This window comes from Dysgonomonas sp. UBA7710 (assembly GCF_002482385.1).
Taxonomy (GTDB): domain Bacteria; phylum Bacteroidota; class Bacteroidia; order Bacteroidales; family Dysgonomonadaceae; genus Dysgonomonas.
Genome location: NZ_DLFW01000049.1, coordinates 22,540 through 38,957 on the forward strand (window position 1 = coordinate 22,540; position 16,418 = coordinate 38,957).

A 16,418-nucleotide genomic window follows, 5' to 3' on the forward strand; every position below is an offset into this window, starting at 1 on the left:
ATATGTCAGATTTAGAATTCCAGTCGAGAATAGATTTCTCCGAATTGAGCCAAAGTGTTCAAAACATAAAAACCGAAATCGGGCGGGTTGTTGTCGGCCAGCATCAGTTGATAGAACAAATGATTGTTGCTATTCTGGCAAATGGTCATGTGCTGGTAGAAGGCGTGCCCGGCGTTGCAAAAACGTTATCGGCAAAGCTTTTAGCTAAAACAATCGATGTCGGATTCAGCCGTATCCAGTTTACCCCCGATCTGATGCCGTCAGATGTATTAGGCACAAGTATTTTCCTGCCGGGAGCTGCTAAGTTCGAATTCAAGAAAGGGCCTATATTCTCCAATATAGTCCTGATAGACGAGATTAACCGTTCTCCAGCCAAAACTCAGGCAGCCTTGTTCGAAGTGATGGAAGAACGTCAGGTTACAAATGACGGTACCACATATAAGATGGATTATCCATTCCTCGTAATAGCCACACAAAACCCTATCGAACAGGAAGGTACTTATCGCCTGCCGGAAGCACAACTGGACCGCTTCCTCTTCAAGATAGTAGTGGATTATCCGAATATCGTCGATGAAATCGCTATTCTCGATCGCCAGAACAAAGGCGAACTCACCATAGATACAGATATAAACCCTGTATTGGATGCCGGAAAACTCAACCGTTTGCGTCAGTCTGTAGAAAAAGTGCTGGTTGAACATCATTTACTCGAATACATTGCGCAAATAGTATCTGCCACCCGCCAGAGTCCATGGATAACATTAGGCGCCTCGCCTCGTGCTTCCCTGGCCATCCTGAATGCATCGAAAGCGCTGGCAGCCATCAGAGGCCGAGATTTTATCACGCCTGACGATATAAAAGAAATGGCTGTGCCTGTGCTTCGCCACAGAGTATTATTAACACCCGAAAAAGAAATGGACGGTACATCCACCGATACAATTATATGGCAATTGATAGACAAAGCGGAAGTTCCCCGATAATACGGTTTACTAAGAGTCTCTATCTTACAAACCTCCTTTTTATTACACTGGCATTATGTGTGATAGGACTTTTTGCATGCTTTATTTTCGATGAATATTTCTATCTGATGCAGCTCGCATTGGGGGTATTCTGCGTATTCATCCTGCTGGATATATTCACGGTCTTTCGTCAGAAGAAAGGAATAACAGGAACACGTAATTGCCCCGACAGACTATCCAATGGCGATCAGAATACAATATCTATCTCTATCACAAATAAATACCCCTTCAAAGTCAGGATAAAAATAGTAGAAGAAGTTCCTTTCCAATTTCAGAAAAGGGATCTGATATTTAAAACCTCTCTGGAAGCCGGCAAATCGGAAGTCTTTTATTACGACTTGCGCCCCACCCAACGGGGAGTATATCAATTTGGCGCTTTAAATGTTTATGTGGCAGGTTTGTTCGGTTTCGTCAGCAGGCGATATATCTTCGACAACCATAAGGATGTGGCGGTATATCCATCATTTATAGAAATGCATAAATATGAATTACTGGCGGCATCGCACCGTCTGACCGATTACGGGGTAAAAAGAATCAGGCGGATAGGACATGCAACGGAATTCGATCATATAAAACATTATATATCCGGCGACGATCCCCGTACAATTAACTACAAGGCAACAGCCCGTATGAACCAACTTATGGTAAATACATACCAGGAAGAAAAGTCGCAACCTATATATTGCCTTATAGACAAAGGGCGCACAATGAAAATGCCGTTCAATGGACTGACATTGCTCGATTATGCGATCAACTCAACATTAATGGTATGCAGTACAGCACTTAACAAAGGCGATAAAGCCGGATTGATTACCTTTTCGAAAGGGATAGACGAAATACTGCCTGCCGACAAGCATCGTCGCCAACGGAACAAGATACTGGAAACTCTGTACGCTCAGCAAACCGATTTCAAGGAGGCCGACTATGAACGCCTATATGTCACTGTACGCCGTAAACTGACACAGCGAAGCCTGATAATTCTATATACCAACTTCGAAACAGTAAATGGTATGCGCCGCCAATTGAAATACCTGAGCAGTATGGCCAAAGATCACCTGATTCTGGTAGCCTTCTTCCTCAACTCGGAATTTAACGAAGTTTTGGATACCTCACCCACCAATCTGGAAGAAACTTTCCGTAAAGGGATGGCTGAAAAACTGTCGTATGACAAACTACTTATTGTGAAAGAACTGAACAGGTACGGAATTTACACAATATTGTCGAAACCCGAGAATCTGACAATCGACTCCATCAATAAATATCTGGAATTCAAATCGAGAGGCCTGATATGAGTACTAAGTATATTGAGTAATAACTTATTATTTATTACTCAATATACTTAGACCTAATACTTACTACTCTTCCAATTGTCCGCTCTGAGATGCAATCGCATCCACGACAGCAACAGTCGTAAGATTTATAATATCCCTTACAGAACTCTCAATATCAGTGAAATGAACCGGCTTGCGTAGTCCCATCTGAATAGGCCCGATACTTTCGCCGGCGATACCCAGTTCCATAAGCAGCTTACTGGATATATTCGCAGAGCTCAGATTCGGGAATATCAATGTATTCACATCCTTACCTCTTAGTGCATTGAAAGGGAAAGTCCTGTCTCTTAGCTCCTTGTTCATTGCAAAGTTCAGTTGCATTTCGCCGTCGATCTTGAATTCAGGATAATTCTCGTGGAAGTACCGTACAGCATTAGCGATACTCTTCGGACTACCGTTATCATCCGCGCCATAATTGGAAAACGACAACATTGCCATTACAGGCTCTGTTGCAAAATATTTGACCGCATCGTGTGTCAGCTTCACTATTTCTATCAGCACATCTTCCTCCGGCCAGCGGTTGATAAGCGTATCTGCCAGGAAGAAAGGCCCTTTCTTGGTATGCACAATATGCATTGCTGCAAAATGCTTGTAATTCGGCCGCAATCCGATAACTTCCAGCGCAGTACGGGCGAACTCACGATAATGGCTGTAAATTCCGGTTATCACAGCATCGGCATCCCCTGTTTCCACCATCATCATACCAAAGTAATTACGGTCGCTCATTTTCTCGAAGGCTTCCTGATAACGGATACCTTCTCTCGATTTCTTTTCACTTAATATCTTTGCGTAACGGCTACGCCTCACATCTTCCGATATATTACGATGATCTATAATCTGTATTCCATTCAGTTCAAGCCCGTTTTCACCGGCAATATTCCTGATGCGATCTTCACTTCCCAACAGGATAGGATGGCACAAACCATCTTTATGTGCAAATATCGCAGCCTTTATCATATTGATATGGTTACCCTCGCAATATACAACCCGCTTAGGATCGCTCTTTGCCAAATGTGTAAGACGGTGTATAAGCTTATTGCTGTAACCCAGCATCTCCGATAGCTTGTTCGCATATGTATCCCAATCGGTAATCTGCTTACGGGCAACGCCACTTTCAATAGCCGCTTTCGCTACTGCAACAGAAACTGTCGTCAGCAAGCGCGGATCGAGAGGTTTAGGTATAATGTATTCTTTACCGAATGACAGACGCTTCAACTCATAGGCTGTATTGATAACATCCGGAACAGGTTCCTTTGCCAGATCGGCAATAGCACGTGCCGCAGCCAGTTTCATTTCTTCATTGATACCTGTAGCCCTGACATCAAGCGCACCGCGGAATATATAGGGAAATCCCAGCACATTATTGACCTGATTAGGATAGTCTGAACGGCCTGTGGCAAAAATAATATCATCGCGGGAAGCCATTGCTTCTTCGTATGAAATCTCGGGATTAGGATTCGCCAAAGCAAATACAATAGGGTCCGGAGCCATTTTGCGAACCATCTCCTTTGTCAGTACATCAGCTTTGGACAGGCCTAAAAATACATCGGCGTCTTCTAAGGCTTCAGCCAGCGTTGTTATATCCCTATCGGTTGCAAAACATTTCTTAATATCACTCAAATCATTACGTCTCGTAGTAAGTACCCCCTTACTATCACACATAATTATATTTTCTTTCCTGACTCCGAATTTCATATACAGGTTAGTACAGGCAACAGCCGAAGCCCCTGCCCCGTTCACAACCAGTTTTATCTTCGAAATATCCTTATTTGATACATCCAGCGCGTTAAGCAATGCCGCCGCCGATATGATAGCCGTGCCATGCTGATCGTCATGCATCACCGGAATATCGAGTTCTTCCCGCAGACGTCGCTCTATTTCGAAACATTCAGGAGCTTTTATGTCTTCCAGATTGATTCCTCCGAATGTAGGGGAAATCGCTTTTACTGTCTGTATAAATTTCTCCGGATCTTTCTCATCCACCTCGATATCAAAGACGTCGATTCCTCCGTATATCTTAAAAAGTAATCCCTTACCTTCCATTACCGGCTTACCTGCCAAGGCTCCGATATCTCCCAGTCCCAAAACGGCGGTACCATTAGATATAACTGCCACCAGATTCCCCTTAGCCGTGTAATCATATGCCGTCTGAGGATATTTCTCTATTTCCAGACACGGCTCGGCTACACCGGGCGAATATGCCAAAGCTAAATCGGTTTGAGTACTGTGGGGTTTTGAGGGAACAACTTCAATTTTTCCCGGTCTGCCTGATGAGTGATACTTTAAAGCAGCTTCTCTTGTAACTTTAGGCATAATCTTAAGATTTTTATAAGTTTTACTAATTATATCAACTAGCATGAATTAGAAACAAAGTTACAAAAAAGGAATCTGATACAGGCAAAATTTAGGTTAATCGTTATGACAATAAAAACTGTTTTTCAACATAAAAATGATAGAAAACAAAGGTTATATACAATCCTTTTCAACTTCGTTAACATCATAAAGTCAAAATACAATATAATAAGATTAGATATTTAGCTTTAATACAACAATTTGACGCGGGATGATGAAAATAGTATAATAATAGGTAACATCTTAATTTCTCTACATTTTGCATTTTAACTATAAAACCATCATAAACCGAGTTCAACTTTTACAGTTAGCAGTCATCAGTTAACAGAAATACAGGTCTTTCAGCTTATTATTTAAAACTCATAATTCATTACTATATTTACGTTTATTAACTACATTTGGTTAAAACCTGACACATCTGACAGTTTTTTCATTATTTCCACTCTATTTAATTTACATCCGTTAACTATATATAGTTAAAAAGTAACAAAGGTAACACTTATAACAGTTAACAATATACTCTCGCAAAGACGCAAAGGCGCAAAAGCGCAAAAGGTAACACATGTTTCAGTTAACAGTAAACAGTTAGCAGTTAGCAGTCAGTAAGATGTAAAACCTTTGCGTCTTTGCGTCTTTGTGTGAGACAAAACAGGGCGCCAGCCAACCCGTAACTAGCCGCAGCGCGCAGAAATAACATTCGCCGAAGCGAAGGCGAGGCAAACCCGTAACTCTTAAAAAGTAACAAAGGTTACAACTTTTACTCATTTTCAATTTCTAAATCATTAAACCTTGAATCTTTAAATCCTCATATCAATATTTCAAAGAAATACTATCAGCTAACAGCTAAAGGCTATCGGCTAACTACATAGATAAAGTATTTTGCAAAAAGTGATTTTTGATTCAAGATTATTTAAATCATTGATTCACGTTATTTATTAGCCTTCAATATCTCTCTGGCTCTTTCGATTATCGAATCTAATCCCTTAGCCATATCTTCATCTGTCATGTCCTGATGTATATCGGGGTCGATGCCAAATTCTATCTGCTTTTTCTCTGCATCCAGAACGGGTGATGCAGAAAAACGTACCGACCAGCCATTCGGTAATTCGGAAGAGAAAGGCAAACCGGAGCCTCCGCCCGTCTTGTCTCCCATAATAATGGCGTTAGGCGCATAACGCATTGCGTTTACAAAGTCATTAGCTGCACTATAACACCTGCGGTTGGTAAGTACCGCCACTTTTTTCTGGAATCTCAGCCCGCTTGCAGGTTCGATATACATTTCATAAGGTTCGGAGAAATCATTGTGCCCCTTCCCTGTTTTGTGAAGGATATGAGCTACCAGGGTTTTCTCATTAAAGAAATAAGACGCGAGTTTTTCACTGTTAGTCATCAGCCCCCCGCCGTTATTCCTTACATCGAGGATTACTCCGTCACATACGGCCAGACGGTCGAATACCTGCGACAGATTACCATCGCCGATCCCACTCGAAAAACTACTATAGTACACATAACCAATATTATCATCCAGTATTTTGTATTTCAATCCGCTGGCAATACTGTAATCTGTCCCAAGATAATTATCCTGTATTTTGGTGTCGAAATTATATGGATAATCTTCGTACCATTTCCAGTAACGGGCTACATCATGGGTCGCCACCAGATTCACATGCCCGTCCTTTACCTCAGCCAGCATTTCTCCCAATACCGTAAACAAGGCATCGTTGCTCATACTCTCACTTATACGTGCTGCATAACGGGTATGGACTTCGTTCCAGTCCACATCCTTATAACTGAAAAAACAGTAATGCTCATCCATTATTTTCCACAAAGCCTCAAAGTTTCCTTTTCTGGTATTATCGAATTTATCTTCATCAAAACATGATGAAAAGCAGAAAACAAATGCAAGAGATATGAAAAGTATATATTTCATACTATAATTTTGTTTTTAATGGATGTATGGAAACTCGCATGACAAAATTATCATGCACTTAGATGAATGGTGATTGGCTCCGCCGATTTTGCAATTCATGCTTATTTTCATACAGTATTTATATTTAGAGCCTCAAGGTAATAATAATTCTTTAAACTCCTGAAATGAATAACGATAGTAGTTCAAATCAATATCGCCATCCACCCCGGGCAATTCCCCTTTATGCGAAAACTGCCATATACGCCAGTTCTTCACATCACCGGACGGCTCATTATGCAGGTCACACATCCAGATCAGGTTATCAGGAAAATTATCTTTGATATATAATTTATAGCAATCTTTATTTGTGTAAATGACCGGATGGATGCCAAAATGCTCATACAACTCCTTTTCCAGCACTTTCAATTCACTTACGACAACTTCAATATAGTCTTTATCCTTACTATACGGATTGGCCGGTGAATGTTCCACATCGATAGCCGGCAGCATATCTCCGGCGTTAAACCGCGCTATTTTCAGAAAGTGCCGGGCCTGCTCTTTTCCGGATAGGCCGAATGTATAGAAATGGTAAGAACCCACCTTTATATTGGTTTCCCTCGCCAAATCATAATTGTAGGGATAATTCCTGTCTTCATGGGAAGTTCCTTCTGTCGCTTTAATATAAGCGAAAGTGATGTTCTGCTCCAATACACTCTCCCAGTTAAGAATCGGGTTGTGATGGGATACATCCACCCCCTTTACAAAATACTTGCTGGAATCGAAAGACTCGGATTCTCCAAAATAATCTTTTATAATGAAGAACGCCACAACACACAGGCACGCAGCTATGACAAATGGCAGAATAAGCCTTTTCGGTTCAAATTTCGTCGCTTTCTTTCTGCCTGTTTTTTTCAGGGTTCGCTTTCTTACTATTTTCTTAGCCATTGGCTTACCTTAATCGAAAACAACAGTCTCAGTAAAAAGCTTACCTGTTTTATCTTTTGCCGACAGAATCAGTTCCTCCTCTTTTATCCCCCAATCAATACCCACTGTTGGATCGTTCCACAAAAGCGAGGCCTCATATCCCGGGGCATATACATTGTCCACTTTGTAAGAAAAAATGGCTTCGGGGCTAAGCACCAGAAATCCATGGGCAAAACCTCTGGGTATGAATAATTGCTTTTTATTATCTTCGGTAAGTTCCACAGCTAAAGATTTGCCGAAGGTGGGTGACGATTTACGCAAATCCACAACCACATCAAGCACGCTGCCTTTAAGCGCTCTGACTAACTTAGCCTGTGCATATTTACCCGTCTGATAATGCAATCCGCGCAACACGCCACGGGTCGACTTCGATTCATTATCCTGAATAAACTCAACTCTGCCGATATGCTCCTCAAAAGCATCTTTCCGGTACGATTCCATAAAATAGCCCCTTTCATCGGTAAATACACGGGGCTCTATAATCCAGACTCCTTTTATATTCTGCTCTGTAAATTTCATATTTTAGAAACTGTTTAAATTTTATTGTTTTATTTTTTATAGCTATTTATGGATGAATTTTCACTATTTTATTTGCAGATTTGGCGGGCCAAATCAAAAATAAAATAGAGGAAATACGCCAAAAAGAGCATAAAAAAGAAACAAAGAATAATCCAAGATATCTCATAAGAAAATGTTTCGATAAAATTTAAACAGTTTCTGGGTCCAGTAAACTAAGTATATATTGTCCATATGCTGTTTTATCAAGGCGTTTGCCTAAAACCCGCAGTTGTTCATTATCGATCCACTTGTTGCGCCATGCAATTTCCTCTATACAAGATATATAAAAGCCTTGCCTGTTCTGTATTGTTTCAACATAGTTCCCGGCTTCGAGCAAACTATCGCAATTCCCGGTATCGAGCCATGCAAAGCCACGTCCGAATAATTGAACCTTCAAAGTCCCTTCGTTCAGATAGCACTTGTTCAGATCGGTGATTTCAAATTCTCCTCTGGCCGATGGCTCCAACGCTTTCGCTTTTGCGGAGACAGTCTTGTCGTAAAAATAAAGCCCGGGTACCGCATAGTTGGATTTAGGCTTTTCCGGCTTTTCCTCCAGCGACATCACCTTGCCATCTTCGTCAAACTCAACAACTCCATATGCCCGGGGATCTTTCACATAATAGCCGAAAATGCATGCTCCTTCTTCTATTGTAGCAGCTTCTTTCAGCATTTTGGAAAAGCCCTGTCCGTAAAACATATTATCTCCGAGAATGAGGCATCCGGCTTCTCCATCCAGAAATTTTTCGCCCAGTACAAAGGCTTGAGCCAAACCGTTAGGAACATCCTGTATTACATATTCAAACTTCATCCCGAGCTCTTCGCCCGTACCCAGCAACGCCTCAAACATCGGTAAATCGCGAGGTGTGGAAATGACCAATACTTCACGGATACCTGCCAGCATCAATGTAGATAAAGGATAGTAAATCATAGGTTTATCATATACCGGCATTATCTGCTTCGATATTGCTTTGGATAAAGGGTAAAGTCGTGTGGCACTCCCGCCTGCGAGGATAATTCCTTTCATGCTTGCTCTGTTTATTTATTCAAATGCAAATATAAGATAATAGTTACGAGTTACAAGTTACGGGTTACGAGTTTTTCGCCACTCTGCTCCGTTTATACGTCAGCCAATTTGCAACCCGTCTACTTGTTTTCTCGTAACTGCCCGCAGGGCGAAGTAACTCGTAACTTTTCATTACCTGATTATCCTTTTATGTTTTTTTGTTAAAAATAAGATATATATAACCCTGTCAAATTTCGCTATTTATAAAAAAAAGTATTCCTTTGTGGTGTTTTTTAGAACAATGAGTAAGAGATAGGATTTAGCAATGCATTATCGAATCATAATTCACACTTGTTGTTTCACTTATTAAATGTAATAAATAGGTCTGCGACATAAACAGATAGAATTAATGAAATATAGATTCATCACATTTTTGACAATCCCGGTTCTTACCGGAGCTTCTTTTATTCAGGCGCAGAACGTTCCTGATAAAAATCAACAACAACGTTATTTCGACATAAATAAGAATATTGAAATATTCAATTCCATTGTGCGGGAAGTAGATATGTTTTATGTAGACACTCTGGATCTGAACAAAACTATCCGCAGCGGGATTGACAATATGCTCAACACCCTCGATCCTTATACGACTTATTTCAACAAGGACGACATGAAGGAGTTCAGCACCCAGATTTCCGGCGAATATGCCGGCATAGGGTCCAGCATTGCCTTCAAGGACGGAAAAGTAGCTATAACAGAGCCCTTTGAAGGTAAGCCGGCCGATAAAGCAGGTTTAAAAGCCGGTGACTACATACTCGAAATAGACGGCAAAGACATGACTACCTGCGATAAGGTAGAAGGAGAAGCTTTCGGCCGTACACTGAGCAACTTTGTTAGTTCTAACCTGAAAGGACAACCGGGGACATCGATACAAATAAAGATAGAGCGTCCGGGCGAGAAAAAGCCCTTTATTGTAAAGGTGGTACGTGAGAAAATCACTATCGATCCTATACCGTATTATGGCCAGATAACTCCCTCTACAGGATATATCAATTTCAGCCCTACTTTTACCGATAAAAGTGCAATGGATGTGAAAAAGGCATTCCTCGATCTGAAAAAACAGGGAGTAACATCCTTAATTTTCGACCTTCGCCAGAATGGAGGCGGAATACTTGAAGAAGCCGTCCAGATTGTAAACCTTTTTGTACCGAAAGGAAAAGTCGTCTTATCTACCAAAGGAAAGCTGAAACAACTGGACAGGACGTACCGTACTACACTCGAACCTATCGATACTGAAATACCTATTGTCGTACTTATAGACAGAGGCTCGGCTTCAGCGGCAGAGATCGTTGCAGGATCGTTACAAGATATGGACAGAGCGGTACTCATAGGTGAACGCACATATGGTAAAGGATTGGTACAGTCAACAAGAGAAATCCCATACGGAGGTGGTGTGAAGGTTACCAATTCCAAATATTATATTCCGAGCGGAAGATGTATTCAAGCCATAGATTACACACACCGCAATGCGGATGGCAGTGTAGGGCGTATCCCTGACAGTCTGACAACGGTATTTAAAACTGAAATCGGCCGTCCGGTAAGAGACGGAGGCGGTGTTTCGCCTGATATCGCATTCGAAGAAGAGAAAACTCCTACCATAACATACTATCTTTCCAATCAGTTTATCGTATTCGACTGGGTTACAGACTGGGCCGCAAAGCATAAATCAATTACTTCCCCCGAAATATTCTCTATTTCGGATGAAGACTATGAAAGTTTCAAATCATTTGTTAAGTCAAAAGATTTTCAATACGACCGTATGAGTGAAAAATCAATGGCTTCGCTCAAAGAAGTAATGGAATTTGAAGGATACATGAAGTATGCGGATGCAGAGTTTAAAGCTCTGGAAGCAATGCTTGTGCCGAATCTCGACCGGGATCTGGAAACATTTAAAGATGACATTACACGTCAGATAAACACAGAAATTATCAGACGTTACCATTATCAGAAAGGAGAATATATCTACACCCTGAAAAATGATAAGGAACTGGCCAAAGCCGTAGAAGTATTAAACGATCCAGAATTATACAAAAAAACATTATCTGCTCCGGTTGAAGCAAGCGAAGTAGCTATGAACTAATATAAAATAATAACAAAGCATCCGTCTGATAACGGATGCTTTGTTATTTTAAGACGGTTGTACAATGAGATATAACCAGCTTAAAATTACATTCTTATTCAATATTTTAAGGACATTATCAAAGAGTTCAACTAAAAAAGATTATCTTTGCAGTCCTGTAAAGGCTGAAACCGACAAACCGAAATAAAGACGAAAGTCGCGGACCTGTTTATTGTTTATCCTAGTACAACAATTATTGATAGTTATAGCTTTAAAACACGGCACTAGATACTTATTTTAATTATAAGGCCTACAAACTGATTTCAGCACATTATCAAATTAAGAATAATAACCCGATACTAAAAATGGAATATAATACTCAACTGAAAAAACTAGCCCTTCCGGAGTATGGAAGGAATATACAGAATATGGTCGACTACTGCCTTACAGTACCTGACCGAAATGAACGCAAACGCTGTGCCAATACTATTATCAATATAATGGGAAATATGTTCCCGCACCTGCGCGATGTAAATGATTTTAAACACATCTTGTGGGATCATCTCGCTATTATGGCCGATTTCAAACTGGATATCGACTACCCCTATGAAATCGTAAAGAAGGAAGACCTTTATTCCAAACCCGGAAAAATAGAATATAGCCGCCCCGATATGGAGTACCGCCATTATGGTAAAACTCTGGAAAAAATGGTGAAGCTAGCTACCGAACTGGAAGACCCAAAAGAGAAAGAGCAATTTATATTACTTGTTGCCACTCATATGAAAAAATCATATATACAGTGGAATAAGGAAGTGGACGATATGAAAATATTTATCGACCTATATGATTTGTCGAATCATAAAATAGACATACGAAGCTCCAATATAAAACTTCCCGAAATGAAAGACCTCGGACAAAGGAACAATAACAGCAACAATAGCGGAGGGAAGAAAAACCAGCAGCAAAAGAAGAAGTGATTTTTAAGTGAAGAACGAAAAGTAAAAAGTGAAAAAATTATAGATCGTTATTATTCACTGCTAATTGTTCATTGTTTACTGCTAACTGATAAGATATGATAAAAGAAAACGAAGTTTTCAAAATAGGGAAATTTATCAAACCTCACGGGATAAAGGGGGAGATAAATTTTTCTTTCGAGAATGATGTATTCGACCGTGTAGACTGTCCGTATCTTATTTGCCGTATCGACAATATTCTCGTACCTTTCTTTATAGAAGAATATAGGTTCAAAGGTAAAGAAACCGCTCTGATAAAATTTGAGGATATCGACGATGAGGAAAAAGCCAGGCGAATGTCGGGCCTGGAGGTTTATTTTCCACGCAAATATTATGAAGAAGAGAGTAATGAAGAGATAGAATACTCCTGGAATTTCTTTATAGGCTTTTCCGTTATAGATAAAACGGCCGGCAAGCTGGGTATAATTGAAGATATAGACGACAAAACTATCAATACTCTCTTTCTGGTAAAAGATGGAGAGAATGAACTTATAATTCCTGCCACAGAAGACTTCATAGAAAAAATAGATGCAAAGAAAAAGGTTTTGTATCTTGTCCTTCCGGAAGGATTGATTTAAAGTCTGATACCTCATAGATATATATTATTCCGGCCTAAGAATCCATTTTTCCATCCATTTTCACTATTAACGAACATTTTACTTTAAAATAAAATTATAACTTTGCTTTTTTAGGTATATTTTCGATGAAAGAGCGCATAGTTGTAAAAATAGGCAGCCAAATATTGAGCCGTAAAGACGGGACACTGGATCTCACCCGCATGTCGGCATTGGTAGATCAGATAGCAGAATTACATAAAAATAATATAGAGGTTATTCTGGTTTCATCGGGCGCCGTAGCTTCCGGAAAATCTGAAATTAAGGCAAAAGCGAAATTGGACACCATTTCGGCACGCCAGTTATACTCTTCTATTGGCCAGGTGAAGCTTATCAACCGTTATTATGACCTGTTTCATCAGCAGGGTATTATATGCGGGCAGATACTCGTTACCAAGGAAGACTTTGCCACACGCCGCCATTACCTCAATCAGAGGAATTGCATGTCGGTAATGCTCGAGAATAAGGTCATCCCCATTGTAAACGAGAATGATGCCATTTCAGTTAATGAACTAATGTTTACGGACAATGATGAATTATCGGGACTCGTAGCTGCAATGATGGGAGCAAAAAAGCTAATAATACTTAGCAACATAGACGGAATTTACAGTGACAACCCCAACAATCCCGGGGCATACATATTCCGGGAAATAGACGCTAAGAAAGACGATATAGAAAACTGTATCCAGTCGTCCAAATCGGCCACAGGACGCGGAGGAATGACCACAAAATACAATGTGGCCCGCAGAGCCGCCGAAGAAGGAATTGAAGTAATTATTGCCAATGGCCGCAGGGATAATATACTGGTAGACCTCATAAAAGGAAAAGATGTTGTATCTACCCGTTTCAAACCATCGGGTAAAGGAACAAACAGTATAAAAAAATGGATAGCTCACTCCGAAGGTTTTACCAAAGGGGAGATACACATCAATAGATGTGCGGCGGAAGTTCTATTGAGCGATAAAGCTGTGAGCCTGCTACCTGTTGGCGTAACAAAAATCTCCGGCAATTTCGAAGCTGATGACATTGTCCGCATTATCGACGAGAAAGGTAAGCAGGTAGGCATTGGCCGCACTTCGTACAGCAGCGAAAAAGCGAAAGAAACGATAGGGAAAAATAATAAGAAAGCAATTGTGCATTACGACTATTTATATATTGAAAAATAAAAATGGACGACTATCACCAGAACATGTTCCGGTTAGTTATGGAAGCAGGTAAAAGCCTGAACTTACTGGAAGAAAAGGAAATCAACGCAATACTGGAAGCTATTGCCAAAGAAACCGAGTCGAAAATGTATTACATCCTTGCCGAAAATCAGAAAGATTTGCAACGGATGGATACAAGTAATCCAAAATATGACCGTCTGTTATTAAATGAGCAGCGAATAATGGATATTGTGAAAGATATCCGCAATGTAGCCTCCCTACCTTCCCCCGTTGGAAAAACGCTCATGCAAAAGACATTACCGAATGGTCTGAATCTGTCTAAAATAACCGTGCCATTCGGTGTTATCGGCATTATATACGAAGCCCGCCCGAATGTGAGTTTCGATGTATTTTCCCTATGCCTGAAATCCGGCAATGCCTGTATTCTGAAAGGCGGCTCGGACGCGCGTTTTTCGAACGAAGCTATTATAGACATCATTCGTAATGTATTGGATGAAAACGGGGTGAATCCCAATGTATGTACACTATTGCCTAATGACCGGGGAGCCACGGAGGAGCTACTTAACGCCCGTAATTATGTAGACCTTATCATTCCGCGCGGAGGACAGGAATTAATTAATCATGTGCGTGAAAACTCCCGTATACCGGTCATTGAAACAGGTGCAGGTGTATGTCATACTTATTTCCATAAAGAAGGAGATGTGAAGAAAGGTAAGGATATCGTTACCAATGCCAAAACACGCAAAGTGAGTGTGTGTAATTCGCTGGACTGTCTGGTAATAGACAAAGACCGGTTGGACGATTTACATTATCTCTGCGAAGATCTGGAGAAAAAGGATGTTATAATATATGCGGATAAGCATGCCTATGAGGCTTTGTTCCAATACTATTCGTATGATCTGTTGAAAAAAGCGGATGAAGACAGCTTCGGAACAGAATTTCTCGATTATAAAATGGCAGTCAAAACCGTTTCCGGTATTGGTCAAGCTATCCAGCATATAGCCGCTTACAGTTCCAAACACAGTGAAGCCATCATAAGCGAAGATCGTGAAGCCATCAGATTATTCGAAAAGATGGTCGATGCTGCCTGCGTTTATGCCAATGCATCCACTGCATTTACTGATGGAGCCCAGTTTGGACTTGGAGCAGAGATAGGCATCAGCACGCAAAAAATGCATGCCCGCGGTCCTATGGCATTGGATGAACTATGCACCTATAAGTGGATAATAGAAGGTGACGGACAAATCAGGTAATGAAAAAAAAGAAGAAAAAGGCAACAGGGAAAATAACTGTCGATGATTATATAAAAGCGGTAAAAAAGGCAGGCAGGGATGAAGAACTCTCCCGGTCGGCAGGTTGGAAACGTATTACATCCGTACACAAAAGTAAAAAAGCATATAACCGCAAGACGCAAAGAAAGAATTTTACAGAAGAATAATGGAACGTAATATCCTACTCGATTATGTCAAAATAATCCTTAGCATATTGGTGATTACCATACACATGCAGCCGTTGTTCGATTACGGAGAATTCCGGGGCTGGATTATTACACATGGTATTGCCCGTGTTGCCGTTCCAATATTCTTCATAACAGGCGGTTATTATATAGCTGGAAAACTGGATGATGTAAAAAGCCTGAAAAAGTACCTGAAACATTTGGTTATTATCCACATTGTATGGAACCTTATATATCTACCGACTATTATAGATATGATTTATAATATAAAGAGTGTCATTCTGATACTTACATTCGGTTTTTTCCATCTGTGGTATATACCCGCTCTGATAGTGGGAACAATAGCCCTTTTCCTGTCTAAAAAATACATTAAGGACTATAGATATATTTTAGTGCTTGCTTTTATTCTGTTTATGATCGGGTTTTATTGTGGTTTAGACAACCTCAGAATATACCATTACCGAAATGGTATCACAATGGCTTTCCCTTTCATTGCTCTGGGATATTGTATAAAATCGAGGGGCTGGGTGGCGAAAATAAAAAATAATTATCTCATTTGGGTTATGTGCATTGGCCTCGCTGCGTTGATAGGAGAATCTTACATAAGATATGTCAATTCAAACGGATTCAGCCCTTTCAATGATTTCCTTCTGTCTCTATTGATACTCTGCCCGGCTATATTCATTTATTTACAGAAACATCCGGTAATGTCGTCAGGAAAAGGATTCGTTGCTATTTTATTTTCCGGTATCTATTTTCTACATCCACTTGTAATGAATATCCTCGGAATGCCACAGACATATATGATATACAAATTACCTCTGGTAGTCATACTTTCTATCGTATTATCCTACATTGTATATTTAATAAATAAACGGGTAAAAATATTCTTTTAAC

14 protein-coding genes are annotated in these 16,418 nt (G+C 40.3%); 9 read left to right on the forward strand and 5 right to left on the reverse strand.

Annotated features, from left to right (window positions below; all coding sequences use genetic code 11):
• Positions 1–2 precede the first annotated feature (2 nt).
• A complete protein-coding gene (locus B3317_RS17540; RefSeq protein WP_291114256.1) occupies positions 3–977 on the forward strand; it encodes an AAA family ATPase in 975 nt (324 codons plus the stop codon).
• Positions 941–2,308 (forward strand): DUF58 domain-containing protein, encoded by a 1,368-nt coding sequence (locus B3317_RS17545; protein WP_291114259.1) that lies wholly within the window; start codon positions 941–943, stop codon positions 2,306–2,308. The genes B3317_RS17540 and B3317_RS17545 overlap by 37 nt, the downstream gene beginning before the upstream one ends.
• A 63-nt stretch (positions 2,309–2,371) precedes the next feature.
• Here the strand turns inward: B3317_RS17545 and B3317_RS17550 are convergent, their stop codons facing one another.
• The 5 genes from B3317_RS17550 to rfbA all read right to left on the reverse strand — a co-directional run bounded on the left by B3317_RS17550 (position 2,372) and on the right by rfbA (position 9,174).
• Positions 2,372–4,660 carry an NADP-dependent malic enzyme gene (locus B3317_RS17550; RefSeq protein ID WP_291114262.1) on the reverse strand — a complete coding sequence of 763 codons (2,289 nt, stop codon included), beginning with the start codon at positions 4,658–4,660 and terminating at the stop codon, positions 2,372–2,374.
• Between the two features lie 967 nt (positions 4,661–5,627).
• Positions 5,628–6,629: a S41 family peptidase gene (locus B3317_RS17555; protein ID WP_291114264.1), complete on the reverse strand. Its 1,002-nt coding sequence runs from the start codon at positions 6,627–6,629 to the stop codon at positions 5,628–5,630.
• 132 nt (positions 6,630–6,761) lie between these two features.
• Positions 6,762–7,553 (reverse strand): glycoside hydrolase family 25 protein, encoded by a 792-nt coding sequence (locus B3317_RS17560; RefSeq protein ID WP_291114266.1) that lies wholly within the window; start codon positions 7,551–7,553, stop codon positions 6,762–6,764.
• 9 nt (positions 7,554–7,562) lie between these two features.
• Positions 7,563–8,111 (reverse strand): dTDP-4-dehydrorhamnose 3,5-epimerase, encoded by a 549-nt coding sequence (gene rfbC, locus B3317_RS17565; RefSeq protein ID WP_291114268.1) that lies wholly within the window; start codon positions 8,109–8,111, stop codon positions 7,563–7,565.
• A 187-nt stretch (positions 8,112–8,298) separates the two neighbouring features.
• Entirely contained in the window at positions 8,299–9,174 is an 876-nt protein-coding gene (rfbA, locus tag B3317_RS17570) for a glucose-1-phosphate thymidylyltransferase RfbA (protein ID WP_291114270.1), read from the reverse strand.
• Between the two features lie 388 nt (positions 9,175–9,562).
• Here rfbA and B3317_RS17575 point away from each other — a divergent pair, with 388 nt between their 5' ends.
• From B3317_RS17575 to B3317_RS17605, 7 genes are all read left to right on the forward strand, one after another.
• On the forward strand, positions 9,563–11,293 hold the full coding sequence (locus B3317_RS17575) for a S41 family peptidase (RefSeq protein ID WP_291114272.1): 1,731 nt from the start codon (positions 9,563–9,565) through the stop codon (positions 11,291–11,293).
• A gap of 344 nt (positions 11,294–11,637) precedes the next feature.
• The gene (locus B3317_RS17580) at positions 11,638–12,249 is read left to right on the forward strand and encodes a DUF4290 domain-containing protein (RefSeq protein WP_291114274.1); all 612 of its coding nucleotides are present in this window, start codon (positions 11,638–11,640) and stop codon (positions 12,247–12,249) included.
• Positions 12,250–12,344: 95 nt separating this feature from the next.
• Positions 12,345–12,863: a ribosome maturation factor RimM gene (gene rimM / locus B3317_RS17585; RefSeq protein WP_291114276.1), complete on the forward strand. Its 519-nt coding sequence runs from the start codon at positions 12,345–12,347 to the stop codon at positions 12,861–12,863.
• Positions 12,864–12,988: 125 nt separating this feature from the next.
• A complete protein-coding gene (gene proB, locus B3317_RS17590) occupies positions 12,989–14,065 on the forward strand; it encodes a glutamate 5-kinase (RefSeq protein ID WP_291114278.1) in 1,077 nt (358 codons plus the stop codon).
• A 2-nt stretch (positions 14,066–14,067) separates the two neighbouring features.
• Entirely contained in the window at positions 14,068–15,318 is a 1,251-nt protein-coding gene (locus B3317_RS17595) for a glutamate-5-semialdehyde dehydrogenase (RefSeq protein ID WP_291114280.1), read from the forward strand.
• Positions 15,318–15,503, forward strand: a complete 186-nt coding sequence (locus B3317_RS17600; protein WP_291114282.1) for a hypothetical protein — start codon at positions 15,318–15,320, stop codon at positions 15,501–15,503. The genes B3317_RS17595 and B3317_RS17600 overlap by 1 nt, the downstream gene beginning before the upstream one ends.
• Complete coding sequence (locus B3317_RS17605) at positions 15,503–16,417, forward strand: acyltransferase (RefSeq protein WP_291114284.1); 915 nt, start codon at positions 15,503–15,505, stop codon at positions 16,415–16,417. Before B3317_RS17600 ends, B3317_RS17605 begins: the two co-directional genes overlap by 1 nt.
• Position 16,418 lies beyond the last annotated feature (1 nt).

Bases quoted from the DNA above. Each gene is read 5' to 3' on its own strand.
- B3317_RS17540 (WP_291114256.1), top strand. From the start codon at position 3: ATGTCAGATTTAGAATTCCAGTCGAGAATAGATTTCTCCGAATTGAGC.
- B3317_RS17545 (WP_291114259.1), top strand. From the start codon at position 941: ATGGCAATTGATAGACAAAGCGGAAGTTCCCCGATAATACGGTTTACT.
- B3317_RS17550 (WP_291114262.1), bottom strand. From the start codon at position 4,660: ATGCCTAAAGTTACAAGAGAAGCTGCTTTAAAGTATCACTCATCAGGC.
- B3317_RS17555 (WP_291114264.1), bottom strand. From the start codon at position 6,629: ATGAAATATATACTTTTCATATCTCTTGCATTTGTTTTCTGCTTTTCA.
- B3317_RS17560 (WP_291114266.1), bottom strand. From the start codon at position 7,553: ATGGCTAAGAAAATAGTAAGAAAGCGAACCCTGAAAAAAACAGGCAGA.
- rfbC (WP_291114268.1), bottom strand. From the start codon at position 8,111: ATGAAATTTACAGAGCAGAATATAAAAGGAGTCTGGATTATAGAGCCC.
- rfbA (WP_291114270.1), bottom strand. From the start codon at position 9,174: ATGAAAGGAATTATCCTCGCAGGCGGGAGTGCCACACGACTTTACCCT.
- B3317_RS17575 (WP_291114272.1), top strand. From the start codon at position 9,563: ATGAAATATAGATTCATCACATTTTTGACAATCCCGGTTCTTACCGGA.
- B3317_RS17580 (WP_291114274.1), top strand. From the start codon at position 11,638: ATGGAATATAATACTCAACTGAAAAAACTAGCCCTTCCGGAGTATGGA.
- rimM (WP_291114276.1), top strand. From the start codon at position 12,345: ATGATAAAAGAAAACGAAGTTTTCAAAATAGGGAAATTTATCAAACCT.
- proB (WP_291114278.1), top strand. From the start codon at position 12,989: ATGAAAGAGCGCATAGTTGTAAAAATAGGCAGCCAAATATTGAGCCGT.
- B3317_RS17595 (WP_291114280.1), top strand. From the start codon at position 14,068: ATGGACGACTATCACCAGAACATGTTCCGGTTAGTTATGGAAGCAGGT.
- B3317_RS17600 (WP_291114282.1), top strand. From the start codon at position 15,318: ATGAAAAAAAAGAAGAAAAAGGCAACAGGGAAAATAACTGTCGATGAT.
- B3317_RS17605 (WP_291114284.1), top strand. From the start codon at position 15,503: ATGGAACGTAATATCCTACTCGATTATGTCAAAATAATCCTTAGCATA.